Source organism: Methylosinus sp. R-45379 (assembly GCF_001644125.1).
Taxonomy (GTDB): domain Bacteria; phylum Pseudomonadota; class Alphaproteobacteria; order Rhizobiales; family Beijerinckiaceae; genus Methylosinus.
The window spans coordinates 72,519-91,543 of the sequence record NZ_LUUM01000201.1 but is presented as its reverse complement, the minus strand read 5'-3'; the positions used below and the strand labels follow the sequence as shown (position 1 = coordinate 91,543).

Here is a 19,025-nt window from a genome sequence, read left to right as displayed (position 1 = left end):
CGCAGCGGCTCCGTTCGGCCGCAGCGTTGAAAAAAGTCGCGCATCGAAGCCGGAAGCATCCCGGACCACGGCCGCCTTTTCTGTTCGCCGCCTGCGGGCTCAGGGTTGTTTTCCCCTTTCGGGTAGTCTATCCCCGCGCGAGCCTCGGAAATTCGGCGCAGCTTTCGCATGTGTTCCCACATGCCTCCGCACGAAGGAGAAGCCGTGCCGGCGGCGTGGCGTCGCTCGAGACGAGAGAGGGTCTGCCCCCGCCCTTGCGAACCGCGCCTCCGCCGACGCCGCCTACCCTTCAAGGCGACGCCCCACCGGCGGAGGCAGGGAGGAAGATAGGAATTTAATCCGCTAGCGTCAAGGGGGGGCTCGGCTCTGGCGTTCAGGGTCATCGCCTCCGCGTTCCCCCGTTTCACCAGCGCGAAGCCCTCGTTTTTCGAAGACCGCCGTCCTGGCTGGGCTTGTCGCGGCAATCCACGCCTTTCAAACTGCAGCATGGCTGGAGGATGGGGTCACATCATGACCAACCGACTGAACGGACGCGCTCTACACGGGCGTGACGAACGATCTCTCGCGCTGAGCCTTCGAGGACTCTACAATGCGTTTACGAAACGCTATGTTGGCTAGGCACAGAAAAAAGCCATACCAAATCTATAAAAATCGAAACACGCGCTCGCGGACGGCCGCCCTTCCTCAAGGTCTATCACCACGCCGCTGATTTCGACATTGCGAATCTTTCTGCCTCCACGCGATCATTCAAAGATTGCAGCTCTGTAACTAATCCTGTGTGGTTCTCATCAACCGGATCATATTCTAAGACCTTAAGGTTTCGATTCTCACGTAGAGATAATTTTCTATCTGGTTCGAAACCTGTGGCACTCAAAAAATAATGCGGAAGCTGCGAAGGAAATCCAAAGTTCTGATTCTCAAGTAATAAATTTATATCAGGATCAGAATGCCCAGATCCAACAAAAACAAATGTATGCGTCAACAACGCCGCATCAAACGCTTGATAAAATCACGTGTACGACACTCTCGCCCTAGAATAGTCTTTTTGAGTAAAAATCAAGTGTTCGGGAGAGTTAAGATTACCATGGACTTTAATTATGTAACGCCCGTCACCCCGCAAAAACTCAGCGGCATCAGGATCGGAGTAGTTTTTTATAATGTAAGATCCTCTATGAATCCCGTTGACGTGCCTCTCATAAATGTCGTCGAAATTTAGAGAGAAAACAATCCGACTATCGAGCTTCAGAATTTCTTGATGCACGTCCGCTGAGGCAAACATTGGTTGCGAAAATGTCTTGCGCAGATAAGTAACCCAGCTTTCATCAAAGCGCTTCTTGAGCCATTCACAGGCATGCAGGTAATCACCTGATTCAATCGCCCTCTCTACCGGAGCCAAAAAGTGCTTATCCGGACAATCAAGCACAGCTTTTTCCAAAAAGGCCTTCCAAGTAGGAGGCCGGACTCCCGTGTCCCCCATGGAATGCCGAGATACGCCGCTTCCAATAACGACGATCGCACGCCTTCGCGCTAGATCGCCAACGAGGCTGTCTGGCCAATCGATCATTATCTGGCGCGCTCCAGCAATTCTTGAGCGACACTCATGAAGATGAGCTTAGACTCTTTTACCTTGGAGAAATGCGCGCCAACTACACCATCTCCAGCATTAAGCTCAAATATTGGCGTGTTATGGCTTTGAGACATAGGCACCAGACTAAAGAGATTCTGGACGGTGCCGATTTCAAAATTCATATCAACCAAGCTATCCGCGAGCCCGTTTGCTATAATTACTTGATCAATTTGCTTTCTGATTTGCTCGTAGGCACTCACTGCTCGCCGCTGACCGTCACTATCCCTTTTCGCGAGATACTGCTGAGTCACATAGCCGATAAAAATCGGCCTACTATAGAATAGACGCGGTATCCTCTCTTTTCTTTTTACATTTGCCAGACCAGACTCCCAGTCTTTCCACCAGTCATCAATCCAGCGCGCAATATTCTCAAACGCCTTCAACGAAAAAATGTCCAAAGAAACAGGACTTATAAAATATTCAGAACTTAGCATTATAGACCTATTAATAGCACCCAAGGATGGGCTTACATCAAAAAATACATAATCATATCCCTGCAACTTTTCCAAAAGCGCCGAAAATACCAAGCTTGTTCTTATACCTCGTATTTCTCCACCACGCGCGTCGCCCCAATCCTTAGCAAGCAAATCCTCCGTCAAAGCAAGGCGAGGATCCCCAGGCACAACATCCACCCCGAAACGCCCAGCTCTCTTGACGGAAATTTCTTTGTTATACCCGTCCCCAATAGCCAGCGGCTCGATGACGTTATAAATAGTGAAGGCATCATCACTAGAGTAAAGAGATTCTATTGTTTCTTGATCAAAAAAATACTGAGTCGCATTACACTGCGGATCAGCGTCAACAACACAAACACTTTTGCCCAGGTATAAGCTAATACAAGCAGCAACATTGCACAGCAGGGTTGTCTTGCCTACCCCGCCTTTATTATTAAAAAATGCCACAGAATGCACGAGACTGCCCCTCGATGTGTCACCAACTTTGATGTCTCATTCACGCGACAAATCGTTCATACTGGAAATACGGCCACGACGCAATCAGCGGTTAAGCTTGTTATACCGCGCCCTCCTCCACCCGCGAAAACGACCACCGCAAATGCGCGTCCTTCACGCCGCGGCCATCCACCACGATCTGCGCGCTTTTGCGCGCTGTGGCCGGGCCGGCGAAGAAGACGCTCTCCTCAACGCTCACATCGGCGTTGGCCTCGAAGACGAGATCGACGCCGAGGCTGCGCAGCAGCACCTTGCGCTTGCCGGCCGCGCTCGCCTGCACATTGGGATGCAGATGGAAGCGCAGCACGAAATTCTCGGCCCGCGCGCCATGGCGCAGCGCGATGAGCCTGTCGTCGCCGAGCAGCTGCGAGCCGTCATGCGCCAGCGCCAGCCTGCGCTCGTGCAATAGGCCGAGCTCGCGCGCATAGCCGTCGTGCGAAAGCTCGAGCTCATGGCTCGTGTCGGTGGAGCGGCGCGCCGCCTTCACTTGCACGGGGCCGGCGACGATGCGCTCCTCCGGCCGGCCGCGTCCCGGCCGCGCCTCTATGCGGCAGGAGGAGCGATCCTCGACGACGAGGGTGGAATGCGCCGCCGTCGAGCGCGCGACGCGGCGCAGCGCCTCCGAGCCCGCGGGCGGGGCGCCGCAATTGACGACGATGCGCTCGGCGCCGATCGAAAATTCGAAGGAGAGACAGCCGGCATGGGCCGCGGAGGAGAAGATCGGCGGGGGCGGCGCGCCGGCGTCGACGACGACCGCGGCCGCGCCCGCCTGCAGCCGCCGATAGCCCGAATGCGGGGCGTCGAGAATAGGCGCGCCCGAGGCGTCGGCATGGGCGAGGATCGTCGCCAGACGATCCGGCGGCGCCTGGCCCATTCCGTTGAACAAAGCCAGCGAGCCGTCGCCATGCTTCAGCACGCGCAGGAAGGAGATCATCGCGGCGATGGAGGCGGTGAGCCGCTCCGGCGGCCGGCGCCCGCGCGCGGCATAGGCTTGGCGCAGCGGCAATAGATCGAGCAGCAGATCCACCGGCGTCTCGGGATTGCGGCCGATATGGCCGCCGTCCGGCAGGATTTGGCGGAACAGCTCGGCGTCCAGCAGCGCGGTGGCGCGCATCTCGAATTTGCGGCCGGCGTCGGCGCAGACGCCGAAAGCGGCGAGCGCCACGGCGCAGAGCAGCCGGTCCGAGGCGCGCCGCTCGGAGCCCATGGCGCGCAGCAGAAAGCGAATGTTGCGCGCCAGCGCGCGCATGAAGCGCTCGTAGAAATCTTGATCGGCGCCCTCGAGCAGGATCGGCGATTGCGCCAGAAAGGACAGCGTGCGGCGCGCGACGATGCGCGGCTCATAGGCGGGATCGTCGATGAAATCGGTGCGCGTGCGCAAAAATTCGTCGACCAGCGCGCGGGCGTTGGCGCGCGCGAGCGCGCGATCGGCGGCGCGCAAATGGCGCAGCCACGAGAAGCCGGCGAGCGAGCGCCGCCAAGCGACGGATGGCGGCGCGATGGAGAAGGGCGAGCGCCCATTGGTCTCCACCACCTTGCCGTCGAAGGAGAAATAGCCGGCGTAGATTTCATCCGCGACGGTTGGATCGGCTGTGCGAATGTCCTGCGGCGCCACATAGAGCCGCTCCGGCGCGCGAACGCCCATGGCCTGCACGGCGTAATAAGGCCCGCGCACCGCGCGCGCGAAAGAGGCGACGCCACGCGCGGCGGCATTCGCCAATCGCTGTCCGGAGCCTTTGGCCGTCTCGCTCAGAGCGTCCTCCTCGCGCTCCGCGATTTGGCGCGGAGCAAAGCGAATCATGATTGGGATGACACGAATCGCAAAAGCAGGAAAGCGGCGGATGCGCGATCCTGCGCCTTCCGTCAGTCCCGCCGCACGAGCCGCGCGGCGAAGAAGCCATCGAGCCCGGCGAGGCGCGCGTCCTCATTCGGCCAATAGGATGGCAGCGTGCGCAAATCGCCGTCCGGCGTCACGAATTCCGCCGGAACGCGATCGGCGGCGGCGTCGATCGGCGCGCGGCGCATCTCGGGATGACGGCGCAGGAAGCTCGCGATTTGCGCCTCGCCCTCCTCCGGCTCCAGCGAGCAGGTGCAATAGACGAGGCGCCCGCCGGGCCGCAGCAGGGAGGCGGTGCGCTCCAATATGCGCGATTGCAGCGCGACGAGGGAATCGAGATCGCCGGGCTTCTTGATCCAGGGCACGTCGGGATGACGGCGGATCGTCCCCGTCGCCGAGCAGGGCGCATCGAGCAGAATGGCGTCGAAGGGACGCGCGGCGGAATAAGAGGCGGCGTCGCCCACCGCTATGTCGGCGTGCAGGCGGACGCGCTGCAGATTGGCGGCGAGCAGCTTCAGCCGCTCGGCGGATCGATCGAGCGCCGTCACCTGCGCGCGGGCGAGAGCGAGCTGCGCGGTCTTGCCGCCGGGCGCTGCGCACATGTCGAGCACGCGCTCGTCCGGCTCCACGGCGAGCAAGCGCGCCGGCAGAGCGGCGGCGGCGTCCTGCACCCACCATTCGCCCTCCGCATAAGCGTCGAGCTCGACGATCGGCGTGCGCGCGCGCAGCCGCACCGAGCCGGTCGGCAGAACGATTCCATCGAGACGCTGCGCCCAGCCTTCGGCGTCCGATTTCACCGTGAGGTCGATCGGCGGCTCTTGCATATGGATGGCGGCGATGGCGCGCGCCTGCGCCTCGCCATAGGATTTGATCCAGCGCTGCGCGAGCCAGGCGGGCGTGTCGAGATCGAGCGGATCGGCGCCGAGAAACTCCTCGCGGCGGCGGATGAGATTGCGCAGCACGCCATTCACCAGGCCGGCGAAGGGAGTGGTCTTCGGCTCGAGCCGGACCGCGCGCACGGCGAGATCGACGGCGGCGTGATCGGGAACGTCGAGAAAGAGGATTTGCGCCGCCGCGGCGACGAGCGGCCATTCGAGCCGCGCGGCCTGCTTGGGCAGGCCCTTCTCGAGCAGAAGCGCGAGCGCGTGGCGAATGGCGCCGAGACGGCGAACGCCGACATAGGCGATGGAGCGCGCGAGCCCGATGTCGCGCGGCTCCATTCCTGCGAGGCGGTACGGAACCGCCTGCGGAGAAAAACGTTCGTCCAGCCGGTGGCCGCCTTGCGCGACATCCGCGATCACATTGGCCGCGGCGATGCGCGCCTGCAGCCCCGGGACTCGAGTGGCCTCGGCCTCGCGCGCGGCGTCTGCCGGAAGGAAGCCGGCCCGCGCCTTGGCCTTGGCGGAGAAAGGTCTATTGTCGCGCATTCACACCTTCGACGGGGATCGAATCGTCGTTTATATCACATAAGGAGCTGACCCGAGGCGAGCGCCGATCGCGCGCCCGAGAACCAGCTCTTGTCGGGAGAGTTTCCCGGGACAATTTCCCGGGAGCGTCGCGTTCCGAGGAGGATGAATGGACGAAGCGGAGACACGCTCGGAACGAGCCGCGACCGAGCGGACCCTTCCGCCGGAAGCGCAACGCGCGCTGGCGGAAGCCGAGGAGCGCCGCGAACGGCAGAGGCGTGATCGCGTCTCGACGCAGCGCGAGCTCGGCGGCCGCGGAGGGCTCGATCCCGCTCGCTACGGCGACTGGGAGAGCAAAGGAATAGCCAGCGACTTCTGAACGCCCGGCCCGAGCCCATGCTCGAGACGGGCGCGACGAGCGCCGCCCACGGCGCTTTGAACAATTCGAGGACCCTTGATGTTGGAAAAGCTCGTGGCCTGGTGTCTGCGCCGGCCCTGGACGGTCGTCATCGTCACGCTCGCGCTCACCGTCGCCGGCGCCTATGTGACCGCCACGCGTTTCGCCATCGACACGGATACGGCGCATCTCTTCTCGCCCGAGGTTCCCTGGCGCGCCAATGAGACGCGCCTCTACAAAGCCTTTCCGCAGATCGACGACATCATCGTGGCGGTCGTCGACGCCAAGACCAGCGAGCAGGCGGAAAAAAGCGCCAATGAGCTGCGCGACGCGCTGACCGGCAAGCCGCTCATGTCCCGCGTCTGGCGCCCGGACGATAATAAATATTTTCGCGACAATGGCATTCTCTTCCTCGGCGTCGACGAGATTCGCCGCGACATGAATTCGCTCGTCGCGCAGCGCGAGTTTCTGCAGCCGCTGGCGGAAGACCCCAGCCTGCGCGGCCTGTCGGACGCTCTGCTGTTCGGCCTCAAGCAGGTGGCGACGAGCGAGCGCGGCCTCGCCTCCTTCGCCAAGGGGCTCGATAATTTCACCGACGCTTTCGACGCCGTGCTCGCCGGAAAGCCGGCCAAGGTCTCCTGGGAGAAGCTGCTGGCCGGCGGCCGCGAGCCGGAGGCGCCCTCGGTCGGCCCCAGCGCGGACCCGCGCCGCATCGTGCTCATCAAGCCGATCATCGACTATTCGGCGCTGGAGCCCGGCCATGAGGCGGTGCAGATCATCCGCGACACGGCGAAATCGCTCGGCCTCGTTCCCGACAAGGGCGTGACCGTGCGGCTGACCGGCCAAGTGCCGCTGGCGGATGAGGAATTCGCCACCGTCGCCGAGAACACCGGGCTGAATGTCTCGGCCACGCTGGCGGTGGTGACGCTCATTCTCTGGGCGGCGCTGCGCTCCAAGCGGCTCATCTTCGCCGTGCTGCTGACCATCATCGCCGGCCTCGCCATGACCTCGGGCCTCGGCATAGCGCTGATCGGCCGCTTCAACCTCATCTCGGTCGCCTTCGCGGTTCTGTTCATCGGCCTCGGCGTCGATTTCGGCATTCAGTTCGCCACGCGCTATCGCGAGGAGCGCCACAATGTCGACGATCTGCCGCAAGCTCTGCTGGCGGCGACGCGCGGCATAGGCTGGTCGCTGACGCTCGCCGCCGTCTCGCTGCTCGCCGGCTTCTTCTGCTTCCTGCCGACGGAGTTTCTCGGCGTGGCCGAGCTCGGCCTCATCGCCGGCCTCGGCATGATCATCGCCTATCTGGCGACGCTCACCTTCCTGCCGGCGCTGATCCGCATTCTCGGCCCCAAGGCGGAGACGGCGCCGGTGGAGACCGCCTCGCTGGCCGCCGTCGATCATTGGATCGCCCGCCATCGCGTGCTGGTGCTCGTCGCGACGGCGATCGTCGTGCTCGCCGGCGCGCCCTTCCTGCTACATCTGCGCTTCGACTCCAATCCGATGAATCTGCGCGATCAAACTGTCGAATCGGTCGCGACCTTCCTCGATCTCTCCAAAAACCCGCAGACGGCGCCCAATAAGATCGAGGCGCTCGCGCCCTCTCTGCCCGCCGCGCGCGAGCTGGCCAAAAAAATCGCGGCGCTGCCGGAGGTCGATCATGTGACGACGATCGACCAGCTGATTCCCGCCGATCAGGACGAGAAGCTGCCGCTGCTCGAAAACGCCGCCAATCAGCTGCGCAAGATTCTCGATCCGACGGTCAAGCCCGCGCCGAGCGACGAGGAGGTGAAGAAAGCCCTCGCCCGCGCCGCCAAGACGATCCGCAAGGCCGGCTCCGCGCCCAAGGCCCCGGCCGGCCTCATCCGCTTCGCCGATTCGCTGGATGCGCTGGTCAAGGCCAGCCCGGAGATTCGCAAGGAGGCGCAGACCGCCGCTCTCTCCGATCTCGAGCGCCTCTTCGGCGAGCTGCGCAGAGCGCTCGCCGCGCAGAAGATCACGCCCGACTCGCTGCCGGAGGATCTGCGCTCGGAATGGATCTCCGCCGATGGCGAGGTGCGCGTCGAGGTGACGCCCAAGGGCGACAGCAATGATCGCGAGGTGATGACGCGCTTCGCCGAAGCGGTGCAGACGCTCGCCCCGGACGCCGGCGGCCCGCCGGTGATCGTCGCCGAGGCCGGCAAGACGGTCGTCGACGCCTTTCTGCAGGCCGGCGTGCTGGCCTTCGTGGCCATATTCCTGATTCTCGTCGTCGCGCTGCGGCGGGCGAGCGACGTCGCGCTCACGCTCGGCCCGCTGGTGCTCGCGGGAATCATGAGCCTCGAGGCGGCCGATCTGCTCGGCTTATCGCTCAACTTCGCCAATATCATCGCGCTGCCGCTGATGTTCGGCGTCGGCGTCGCCTTCCACATCTATTACGTCATCGCCTGGCGCAAGGGCGTCTCGGACATGCTCGCCTCGAGCCTGACGCGCGCCATCTTCTTCAGCGCGCTCACCACGGGCACGGCCTTCGGCAGCCTGTTCCTGTCGAGCCATCCGGGCACGGCCAGCATGGGCGCGCTGCTCGCCATCTCGCTGTTCTTCACTTTGCTCGCCGCCTTCATCATCGTGCCGGCCTTCCTCGGCCCGCCGCGGATGGAGGAGGAGGCGGAGGCGATCGGCGATCCGCAGGAGGCCGCCCTCGGCGCGAGCGAAGCGACCGAGCGAACGGCTTCGCCTGTGCAGCCGCCGCGCGGCGTGTTAGGCTCGGAGCCATGATGAAGAAGGCGGCTTTTTCCCTGCTTCTCGCCCTCGTTTCCGCCGCTCCTGCGGCGGCGGCCCCCGCGGAGGCGGCGCCGGCCCCCGCCGCGCCGACCGAGCCGATCTATGGCGTATGGATGCGCGGCGGCCATCAGCAAAAGCTCGAATTCTTCGATTGCGACGGCAAGCTCTGCGCGCGCGGCGTGTTTCCGCCGCCCCCGCCCGGCCAGCAGCCGATGCTGATTCTGCGCCATGCGGCGCGGATCGAGGCCAATCGCTGGAAAGGCGATCTCTTCAATCCAGAGAACGGCAAAATCTATATCGGGATCATCACTTTGGACAGCCCGACCCAGCTCACGCTCACCGGCTGCCTGATCGCATTCTTGTGTCAGAGCGAAAGCTGGAACAAAATGCCCGGCGAGCCGACGCCTTCCCAAAAGACGCCGACGCCGCGGCGAAGAAATTAACAATCCGTAACTTGACCATAACGGCCTCGCCTCGCAGGGTCGAGCGGAGCCGCGGCGAAGGAATCGGTTTTCGGCGGCTCTTCCACGCGCCCTCGCGAGGCCATTTTTGCGGGGTCGAGTGGGATCGGCGCTCTCGATCGAGTCGCGCCGGTGGAAAATTCACGCGCCCGCTTTAACGGCGGCGCTCATTGGTCTAGGCCCTGTCACAGGGCCACGCGCCCGCCCGGGCGCAGATGCGGATAGAACGGAATTGTCCTTGTCTCCGAGACGACGACCACGGCCGCCCCTGTTCCTCGGTCGCGCCGCGGCGCTCGCCGCCGCGACGGCCCTCTCCGGCTGCGTGCTCGATTGGGAGAAGCCGGACGCCACGGTCGAGACCCCGCCCGCCTTCAAGGCCGCCAAGCCGGCCCGCTCGGCCGCGCCGATTCGCGCCGCCAAGGAATGGTCGCAGGGCTTCCGCTCGCCGGAGCTGACCCGCCTCGTCGAAAAGGCGCTCGAGCAAAATCTGGACATAGCCGCCGCGGTGGCGCGCATCCAGCAAGCCGACGCGACCGCGCGGATCAACAGCTCGCCGCTGTGGCCGTCGCTCACGATGAACGACATAGCGCGGCGCACCCAGACGCCGGCGACCATCACCAGCGCGACGAGCACCAGCGCCTCGACCAGCGCCACGACGACGACCGGCGCCGCCGGCTCGAGCGTGCTGCGCACGCGCCGCGCCAATTTCTTGCAGCTGCAGCTCGACGCCAGCTATGAGATCGACTTCTGGGGCAAGAATCAGGACGCCTCCAACGCCGCGCGGCTGCTCGCCGACGCCAGCCGCTTCGATCGCGACGTGGTCGAGATTTCCACCATCGCCTCGGTGGTGAACGCCTATTTTCAGGTGCTGACGGCGGAAGACCGGCTACGCATCGCCCACAACAACATCAAGATCGCCGAAACCGTGCTGAAGGCCATCAAGGCCCGGCTCGACGTCGGCACCGCCACGGCGCTCGACTTTTCGCAGCAGGATTCGGTCGTCGCGCAGCAGCGCGCCTCCGTGCCGCCGCTGGAGCAGACTTTGCGCCAGACGAAGAACACGCTGGCCGTGCTGCTCGGCGTCCCGCCGGAGAGCGCCGTCATCAAGGGCGGCTCGCTGACCCGGCTCAGCTTCCCGAAAGTCTCGCCCGGCCTGCCCTCCGAGCTGCTGCTGCGCCGCCCGGATATCGCAGAGGCCGAGGCCAAGCTCGAATCCGCCGAATTCTCGGTGCTGCAGGCGCGCGCCTCCTTCTTCCCGTCGATCAAGATCACCGGCTATTACGGCGTGCAGAGCATCGCGCTGCGCTCGCTGTTCCGCCCGGAGGCGATCGCCTGGCAGATCGCCGGCAATCTGACGCAGCCGGTCTTCGACGGCTATAATCTGCAGGGCCAATATCTGCTGCAGCAGGGCAAGTTCGCCGAGCTGGCGCAGGCTTACAAAAAACAAATTTTGACGGCCTTCTCGGACGTCGAGAATGCGCTCATCGCCATACAGGAGACCTCTCGCCAGCTGAAGCTGCAGGGCGAGGCGGCGGCCGCGGCGCGACGGGCCTATGAGGTGGCCGAAGCGCGGCTCCGTGAGGGAACGATCGATATCATCACCCTCTCGACCACGGAGACCACCTTGTTCCAGACCGAGGACGCGCTGGCCGTGGTTCGGCTCGCATATTTCCAGGCGGCCACCAGCCTCTATCAGGCGCTCGGCGGCGGCTGGTCCGGCGCGACGCGCGCGCTCGAGATCGCCGCCGAAGATGGCGCCTATGAGTCGGACAAGGGTCCCTGGCCGTGAAACCGCCGCTCTCCTGGCCGGCCGGCTGGCGCGCGAAGCGGCCGTCGCCGCTGGTCGCCCTGGGGGTCATCGCCGCGCTCGCGGCCGGCTATTACGTCGCCCGTCCCTGGATCTTCGGCGACGGGGCGCAAGAATCGGCCGCAGTGTCGGGCGGCAAGCGCGAGGGGCGCCGCCGCAGCCTGGATGGTCCCGTCTCCATAACGGCGACGCCGGTGCGGATCGCCGATGTGCCGGTGACGATCGACGCGGTCGGCACGGCGCAGGCGCTCAACACGGTCACTGTCCGCACGCAGGTCGATGGGCGGCTGATGAAGCTCGGCTTCGACGAGGGGCAGAGCGTCAAGAAGGGCGATATTGTCGCCCTCATCGATCCGACGCTCTATCAGGCCGCCTATGACCAGGCCGTCGCCAAAAAGGCGCAGGACGAAGCCAATCTCGCCAACGCCCGCGTCGATGTGACGCGCTATAAGAAGCTCGCGGCGAGCAATTTCGGCTCTCAGCAGCAATTTGCGACGCAGGAGTCGCTCGTCACCCAGCTCGAGGCGCAGATCCGCGCCGATCAAGGCGCGATCGACAACGCCAAGGCGACGCTGGATTACGCCACCATACGCTCGCCGATCGACGGCCGCACCGGCATAAGGCTCGTGGACGTCGGCAATATTCTGCACAGCTCGGACGCGACCGGCATCGTCGTCATCACCCAGCTGCAGCCGATCTATGTCGTCTTCACCGTGCCGCAGCAGTTTCTGCCCGCGGTGCAGAAGGCGCAGTCCCGCGCCCCGGCGCCGGCGGCCGCCCTCGGCCCGGACAATTCCAGCGTGCTGGACACGGGCGTGGTGACGGTGATCGACAATCAGATCGACCAGACCACCGGCACGGTGAAGATAAAGGCGACCTTCGAGAATAAGGGCCTCGCGCTGTGGCCGGGCCAGTTCGTCAACGTCCGGTTGACAGTCGATGTGCTACACGATGCGCGTGTGGTTCCGAGCTCGGCCATTCAACGCGGCCCCAATGGCGCCTTCGTCTATGCGCTGAACGAGGACGAGACCGTCTCGATGAAGGCGGTCTCCGTCGGACGGCAGGACGAGGTTCAGGCGGTGGTCGTCTCCGGCCTCGAGCCGGGCGAGAAGGTGGCGACGACCGGCTTCTCGCGGCTCGTCGACGGATCGCAGGTCAAGGTGATGGAGCCGACGGCCGATCGCGGCGCGGATGCTGCGAAGCGTCCGCGCAAGGAACAAAAGAGCGAGGCCGGCGGCGAGAAGCGCGGCGACGTCGGCGGCCCGCCGCAACAGAGGTGACGCTCCCGCGATGAGCGTGTCGACGCCCTTCATCGAACGGCCGGTGGCGACCTCGCTGCTGAGCTTCGCCGTGCTCTTGTTCGGCCTGCTCGGCTATGCGCGTCTGTCGATCTCGCCGCTGCCGCAGGTCGACTTCCCGACCATTCAGGTCACGACGCAATTGCCGGGCGCCAATCCCGACACGATGGCGGCGCTGGTGACGGCCTCGCTCGAGCGGCAGTTCGGGCAGATTCCGTCGCTGCAGACCATGTCGTCGCAGAGCTCCTTCGGCCTCTCGCAGATCACGCTGCAATTCGAGCTCGATCGCGACATAGACGCCGCCGCGCAGGATGTGCAATCGGCGATCAACGCCGCCGCCTCGACGCTGCCGCGCACGCTGCCCTATCCGCCCGTCTATTCGAAGGTCAATCCGGCCGACACGCCGGTGGTGACGCTCACCTTGCGCTCCAAGACCGCCAGCATGCGGCAGATGAGCGACGTCGCCGACACGCTGATCGCGCCGCGCCTCTCGGAAGTGCCGGGCGTCGGCCATGTGGCGGTGGAGGGCGGCGTGCGCCCGGCGGTGCGCATTCAGGCCGATCTCGCCCGGCTCGCCGCAAATCGCATGAGCATGGAGGATTTGCGCGCCGCCATCGCCGCCGCCAATGTCGCCGGCGCCAAGGGCTCGCTCGACGGGCTCCACCAATCCTACACGCTCGACGCCAATGACCAGCTGAAAGCGGCGCGGCAGTTCGAGACCGTCGTCGTCGCCTATCGCAATGGCGCGCCGATCATGCTGCGCGATGTGGCGACGGTGCTCGATGGGCTGGAGAACGCCAGGGTCGGCGGCTGGTATCGCGGCGAGCCGGCGATCATCCTCGACGTGCAGCGCCAGCCGGGCGCCAATATCATCAGCACGGTCGATCAGCTCCATAAGGAGCTGCCCAATGTCATGCGCGCGCTGCCCAAGGGCATGTCGCTCGAGGTGGTGAACGACCGCACCCAAACGATCCGCGCCTCGATCGAGGATGTGGAATTCACCCTGGTGCTGGCCACCGCGCTGGTGATTTTGGTGGTGCTGGTGTTTCTGCGCAGCTGGCGGGCGACGGTCATCGCCGGCGTCAGCCTGCCGCTCTCCATCATCGCCACTTTCGCGCTGATGTCGCTCGCCGGCTTCTCGCTCGACAATCTGTCGCTGATGGCGCTGACCATCGGCGCCGGCTTCGTCGTGGACGACGCCATCGTGATGATCGAGAACATCGTCCGCAACATAGAGCTCGGCAAGACGCCGCATCGCGCCGCGCTGGACGGCGCGCGGGAGATCGCCTTCACGGTGATCTCGCTCACCGTCTCGCTGATCGCCGTCTTCATCCCGCTTCTGTTCATGACCGGCCTCGTCGGCCGCATGTTCCGCGAGTTCGCGCTGACGCTCACCGCGCAGGTCGTCGTCTCGGCGATCATCTCGCTGACCTTGACGCCCATGCTCTGCGCCAAGCTGCTGAAGCCGGGCGCGGGCCACGCCGCCCATGCGCCGGCGAGCGGCTTTTCCGCCTGGCTCGACGAATTCTACGCCAAGACTCTCGCCATTGCGCTCGGCCGGCAAAAGCTGATGCTGGTCCTCACCTTCGGCACTCTGGCGCTCACCATCGCGCTCTACGCTTTCATCCCCAAGGGCTTCCTGCCGCGCCAGGACACGAGCCAGCTGAATGTCGTGCTGGAGGCCTCGCCCGATTCCTCCTTCGAGGCGATGACGCGGCTGCAGGCCGAGGTCTCGAAAATCTTCGAGGCGGAGCCGGAGGCCACGGGGACCGCCTCGGTGCTCGGCGTCGGCCCGCTCAACGCCACCACCAATGTCGCCCATATGTCGGTGACGCTGCGCCCGCGTGATGTGCGCAGCGTCGGCGCAGATGAGATCGCCGAGCGGCTGAAGAAGGCGGCCGAGCGCATTCCCGGCGCGTCCGTCTACATAGAGCCGGTGCAGGACATACAGATCACGACGCGCGCCAGCCGCTCGCAATATCAATATACGCTCACCGCGCCCGATCAGGCCGAGCTGCAGGACTGGTCGCAGAAGCTGATCGACGCGATCCGCCGCGACGGCGTGTTCCGCAATGTCGCCGCCGAGACGCAGAACGGCGGGCTGCGCACCTTCCTGCACATCGACCGCGAGCTGATGGGGCGGCTCGGCGTCACCGCGCAGAATGTCGATGACACGCTGAACGACGCTTTCGGCCAGCGGCAGATCTCCACCATCTACGCCCAGTCCAACCAATATCGCGTGATATTGGAGGCGGCGCCGCAATATCAGCGCGACCCGACCGCGCTCGACAAGCTCTATGTCTCGCCCTCCAATGGCGGACCGCAGACGCCGATCTCGACCTTCGTCTCGGTGGAGCAGACGACGGCGCCTCTCGCCGTCGCGCATCAGGAGCAGTTTCCGGCGGCGACGATCAGCTTCGACCTCGCGCCCGGCGCCGCGCTCGGCGATGCGGTGGAGGCGATCGCCCGCATAGAGCGTGAGATCGGCCTGCCCTCCTCCATCATCGGCATGTTCAGCGCCGATGCGGCGGAGTTCCGCAAATCGCTCGCCGGTCAGCCCTGGCTCATTCTGGCGGCGGCCATCGCCATCTATGTGGTGCTGGGCGTGCTCTATGAGAGCTATGCGCATCCCTTCACCGTGCTGACGACGCTGCCCTCGGCCGGCGTCGGCGCGCTGCTGGCGCTGATGGCGACCGGGCTCGACATGTCGCTGGTGGCGCTGATCGGCGTCGTGCTGCTGATGGGCATCGTCAAGAAGAACGCCATCATGATGATCGACTTCGCGCTGGAGGCGGAGAAGGCAGAGGCTCTGACGCCCTTCGACTCCATCGTGCGCGCCTGCCGGCTGCGCTTTCGGCCGATCATGATGACGACGCTGGCCGCGCTGCTCGGCGCGCTGCCGCTGGCGCTGGCGCATGGTCCGGGCAGCGAGCTGCGCATTCCGCTCGGCGTCTCGATCATCGGCGGGCTCATTCTGTCGCAGCTGCTGACGCTCTATACGACGCCGGTCATCTATCTCGCCGTCGATCGCCTGCGCGCGCGGCTGCGCGAATGGCTGCATGGATCGCCGGCGTCGCAGCCGCAGGCCGCCGCCCCGACAGCGCCGCCCTCCGAGCGCAAGGAGGCGGCGGAGTGATGGGGTTTCCCAGCGATTTCGCGCGATGCGAGCCTGAAGGCTCGCGGTCCAGGGCGCGCTTCGGACCGCGAGCCTTCAGGCTCGCCCACCCACGCGCCGATCGAGCCCCGACGCCATGAACATCTCCGAGCCTTTCATCCGCCGGCCGGTGGGCGCGAGCCTGCTCGCGGCGGCGCTGTTCATGGTCGGAGCCGTCGCCTATTTCTTCCTGCCCGTCGCCAGCCTGCCGGCGATCGACTTTCCGGCGATCGGCGTCATAGCGGCGCGGCCGGGCGCCGATCCGGCGACAATGGCGGCGTCCGTCGCCGCGCCGCTGGAGCGCCGCCTCGCCGGCATCTCCGGCGTCACCGAGCTCACCTCGGTCAGCTCGCTCGGCCAGACGCAGATCGTCGCGCAATTCGACATCGGCCGGAACATCGACGCCGCCGCGCGCGACGTGCAGGCGGCGATCAACGCCGCCGCCACCGATCTGCCCTCCGATCTGCCGCTGCTGCCGGTCTTCCGCAAGGCGAGCCAGGCGACGGTGCCCTCCATCGTCCTCGCTCTGACCTCGGAGACCTTGCCGACCAGCGCCATTTTCGACGCCGCCGATACGGTCATCGCCCAGCGCATCTCGCAAGTGCCCGGCGTCGCCGAGGTCCGCATCGCCGGCGCCGAGCAGCCGGCGATCCGCGTGCAGATGGATACGGCGCGCCTCGCCGCAATGGGCCTCGGCGTCGATGCGGTGGCGAACGCCATCGTCTCCGCCAATGTGCTCTCGCCGCTCGGCGCGCTGAATGGCGAGCAGCTCGGCCGCACCATCGGCGCCAGCGATCAGCTGGCGACGCCGCGCGACTTTCGCAATGTCGTCGTCTCGGCGAGCAATGGCGCCGTGGTCAAGCTCGGCGATATCGCCACTGTCGAGCGCGGCGTGCGCAATCGACTGGCGGCCGGCTGGTTCAACGGCAAGCCGGCGGTCATCATCATCGTGACGCGGCAGCCCAACGCCAATGTGATCGCCATGGTCGATCAGGTGAAGGCGCTGCTGCCCGAGCTGCGGACATGGATTCCGAGCGGCGTCGACGTCTCCATCCTCTCCGATCGGACGCAGACGATCCGCGCCAGCGTCTCGGAAATACAGAACACGCTGCTCGTCTCCATCGCCCTCGTCATGGCGGTGGTGTTCGTCTTCCTGCGCCGGGCGACGCCGGTCTTCGCCGCGGCGGTGACAGTGCCGCTGTCCCTCGTCGGCTCCTGCGCGGCCATGTGGCTCGCCGGCTTCTCGATCAATAATCTGTCGCTGATGGCGCTCACCATCGCGGTCGGCTTCGTCATCGACGACGCCATCGTCATGATCGAGAACATAGAGACCAATGTCGAGCGCGGCATGGACCGGCTGGAGGCGGCGCTCACCGGCGCGAAGCAGATCGGCTTCACCGTCGTCTCGATCAGCCTGTCCTTGATCGCCGTCTTCATTCCGCTGCTGCTGATGGAAGGCATTTTCGGGCGGCTGCTGCGCGAATTCGCCTTCACCCTCACCTTCGCCATCGTCATCTCGACCATCGTCTCGCTGACGGTGACGCCGACGATCTGCGCGCATCTGCCCTCGCCCAAGCGAGAGACGCCGTCCCGCTTCGACCGTCTGGTCGAGGGCGCTCTGGCGCGGCTCATCGGCCTCTATGCGCGCAGCTTGCGGCCGGTCGTCGACCATCCTTGGGCGACGCTCGGCGTCATCGTGCTGACGATCGGCTGGACAGTTCACCTCTACGCCTCGGTCCCCAAGGGCAATCTGCCGCAGGACGATATCGGCCTGCTCAACGGCACGACCGAAGCCTCGGCGGATATTTCCTTCGGCGATATGGTCGCGCTGCAGAAGAAGGCCGCCGCCATCGCCGCCGCCGACCCGGACGTCGTCAATGTCGGCTCCTTTATCGGCGGCTCCAATCAGAGCATGTCCGGCAATCAGGGCCGGCTGTTTCTGGCGCTGAAGCCCGCCACCGAACGCAAGGCGTCGAGCTTCGAGGTGCTGGCGCGCCTGCGCCAGGCGTTCGGCAAGATCGCCGGCCTCTCCGTCTATATGACGCCGTCGCAGGATTTGCGCTCCGGCGGGCGCCAGAGCAAAGCGCAATATCAGTTCACCATCACCGCCTCCACGGTCGACGATTTGGAAGAATGGACCCCCAAGCTGCTCGCGCGGCTGCAAAGGCTGCCCGATCTCGCCGACGTGACCACCGATCGGCAGCAGGGCGCGCTGAAGGCCAATGTCGTCATCGACCGCACCGCCGCCTCGCGCATGGGCGTGCCTATTCAGGCGATCGACGCGGCGCTCAACAGCTCCTTCGGCCAGCGTCAGGATTCGATCATCTACACGCAGCGCAATCAATATCGCGTCATCGTCGAGGCGCCGCTGTCGCGCCAGCGCGATCCGCGCGATCTCTCCGGCCTCTATGTCTCGGCCAGCGACGGAACCCAGGTTCCGCTCACCGCTGTCGCCCGCATAGAGCGCGGGACCATGCCGCTCGTCGTCAATCATCAGGGCGTGCTGCCGGCGGCGACCATCACCTTCAACATAGCGCCTGGCCATACGCTGGACGCGGCGGCGAAAGCCATTCTCACGGCGACCGAGGAAATGCAGCTCCCCAATGGGGTGCAGGCGGAATTCGCCGGCGACGCCAAGGATTTTCGCAAGCTCTCATCGGGGATGGCGTGGCTGATCCTGGCCGCGCTGCTCGCCGTCTACATCATCCTCGGCGTGCTCTATGAGAGCCTCGCCCATCCGGTGACGATCATCTCCACCCTGCCCTCGGCCGGGCTCGGCGCGCTGCTGGCGCTCGAGGCCTTCGACACGGAATTCACGATGATCGCCTTCATCGGCATTCTGCTGCTGATCGGCATAGTGAAGAAGAACGGCATCATGCTGGTCGACTTCGCCCTGCACGCCGAGCGCGACAAGGGCTATTCCGTGCGCGATGCGGCGCTGGAGGCGGCCGTGGAGCGCTTTCGGCCGATCTTGATGACGACGCTCGCCGCCATGCTCGGCGCCCTGCCGCTCGCCTTCGCCGGCGGAATCGGCGCGGAAATGCGGCGTCCGCTCGGCGTCACCATCGTCGGCGGGCTGCTGCTCAGCCAGATGCTGACGCTCTACACGACGCCGGTGATCTATCTATTGATGAGCAAGCTGGAGAGCCGGCGGCCGCGGCGGGCGCCCGAAACGCCGAGCCGCGAGGCTGCGATCCCAGAGCCGCAGACGGCGAAAGCTTCGTGAAGCGCGGTCGTCGCTCCACCGAAACATCGGACTTGCAGCGCGGCGGCGTCTGATGTCCGACCGATCATCGCGACGTCCCCTTCTCCCCGCATGCGGGGA

Annotated in this window: 11 protein-coding genes and 1 pseudogene; 7 read left to right on the top strand and 5 right to left on the bottom strand. The window is 65.1% G+C overall.

Annotated features, from left to right (window positions below):
• Window positions 1-694: 694 nt before the first annotated feature.
• From A1351_RS24635 to A1351_RS08700, 5 genes and pseudogenes are all read right to left on the bottom strand, one after another.
• Window positions 695-994 (bottom strand): annotated as a pseudogene (locus A1351_RS24635) (hypothetical protein); the annotation flags it as partial.
• A 15-nt stretch (window positions 995-1,009) separates the two neighbouring features.
• The gene (locus A1351_RS24630; protein ID WP_157096212.1) at window positions 1,010-1,564 is read right to left on the bottom strand and encodes a hypothetical protein; all 555 of its coding nucleotides are present in this window, start codon (window positions 1,562-1,564) and stop codon (window positions 1,010-1,012) included.
• A complete protein-coding gene (locus A1351_RS08710; protein WP_064032780.1) occupies window positions 1,564-2,538 on the bottom strand; it encodes a ParA family protein in 975 nt (324 codons plus the stop codon). Before A1351_RS08710 ends, A1351_RS24630 begins: the two co-directional genes overlap by 1 nt.
• 100 nt (window positions 2,539-2,638) lie before the next feature.
• Window positions 2,639-4,297 (bottom strand): heparinase II/III family protein, encoded by a 1,659-nt coding sequence (locus A1351_RS08705; protein ID WP_245291621.1) that lies wholly within the window; start codon window positions 4,295-4,297, stop codon window positions 2,639-2,641.
• A gap of 143 nt (window positions 4,298-4,440) precedes the next feature.
• Window positions 4,441-5,841 carry an RsmB/NOP family class I SAM-dependent RNA methyltransferase gene (locus A1351_RS08700; protein WP_064032779.1) on the bottom strand — a complete coding sequence of 467 codons (1,401 nt, stop codon included), beginning with the start codon at window positions 5,839-5,841 and terminating at the stop codon, window positions 4,441-4,443.
• A 148-nt stretch (window positions 5,842-5,989) separates the two neighbouring features.
• Here A1351_RS08700 and A1351_RS08695 point away from each other — a divergent pair, with 148 nt between their 5' ends.
• From A1351_RS08695 to A1351_RS08665, 7 genes are all read left to right on the top strand, one after another.
• Window positions 5,990-6,199, top strand: a complete 210-nt coding sequence (locus tag A1351_RS08695) for a DUF1674 domain-containing protein (protein WP_024880479.1) — start codon at window positions 5,990-5,992, stop codon at window positions 6,197-6,199.
• Window positions 6,200-6,277: 78 nt separating this feature from the next.
• Window positions 6,278-8,974: an MMPL family transporter gene (locus A1351_RS08690; RefSeq protein WP_064032778.1), complete on the top strand. Its 2,697-nt coding sequence runs from the start codon at window positions 6,278-6,280 to the stop codon at window positions 8,972-8,974.
• Window positions 8,971-9,423: a DUF2147 domain-containing protein gene (locus tag A1351_RS08685; RefSeq protein WP_245267336.1), complete on the top strand. Its 453-nt coding sequence runs from the start codon at window positions 8,971-8,973 to the stop codon at window positions 9,421-9,423. The genes A1351_RS08690 and A1351_RS08685 overlap by 4 nt, the downstream gene beginning before the upstream one ends.
• A gap of 250 nt (window positions 9,424-9,673) precedes the next feature.
• Complete coding sequence (locus A1351_RS08680) at window positions 9,674-11,230, top strand: efflux transporter outer membrane subunit (RefSeq protein WP_024880482.1); 1,557 nt, start codon at window positions 9,674-9,676, stop codon at window positions 11,228-11,230.
• The gene (locus tag A1351_RS08675; protein ID WP_024880483.1) at window positions 11,227-12,528 is read left to right on the top strand and encodes an efflux RND transporter periplasmic adaptor subunit; all 1,302 of its coding nucleotides are present in this window, start codon (window positions 11,227-11,229) and stop codon (window positions 12,526-12,528) included. Before A1351_RS08680 ends, A1351_RS08675 begins: the two co-directional genes overlap by 4 nt.
• Window positions 12,529-12,538: 10 nt before the next feature.
• A complete protein-coding gene (locus tag A1351_RS08670; RefSeq protein WP_064032777.1) occupies window positions 12,539-15,682 on the top strand; it encodes an efflux RND transporter permease subunit in 3,144 nt (1,047 codons plus the stop codon).
• Between the two features lie 115 nt (window positions 15,683-15,797).
• Window positions 15,798-18,926 (top strand): efflux RND transporter permease subunit, encoded by a 3,129-nt coding sequence (locus tag A1351_RS08665; protein WP_024880485.1) that lies wholly within the window; start codon window positions 15,798-15,800, stop codon window positions 18,924-18,926.
• Window positions 18,927-19,025: the final 99 nt, after the last annotated feature.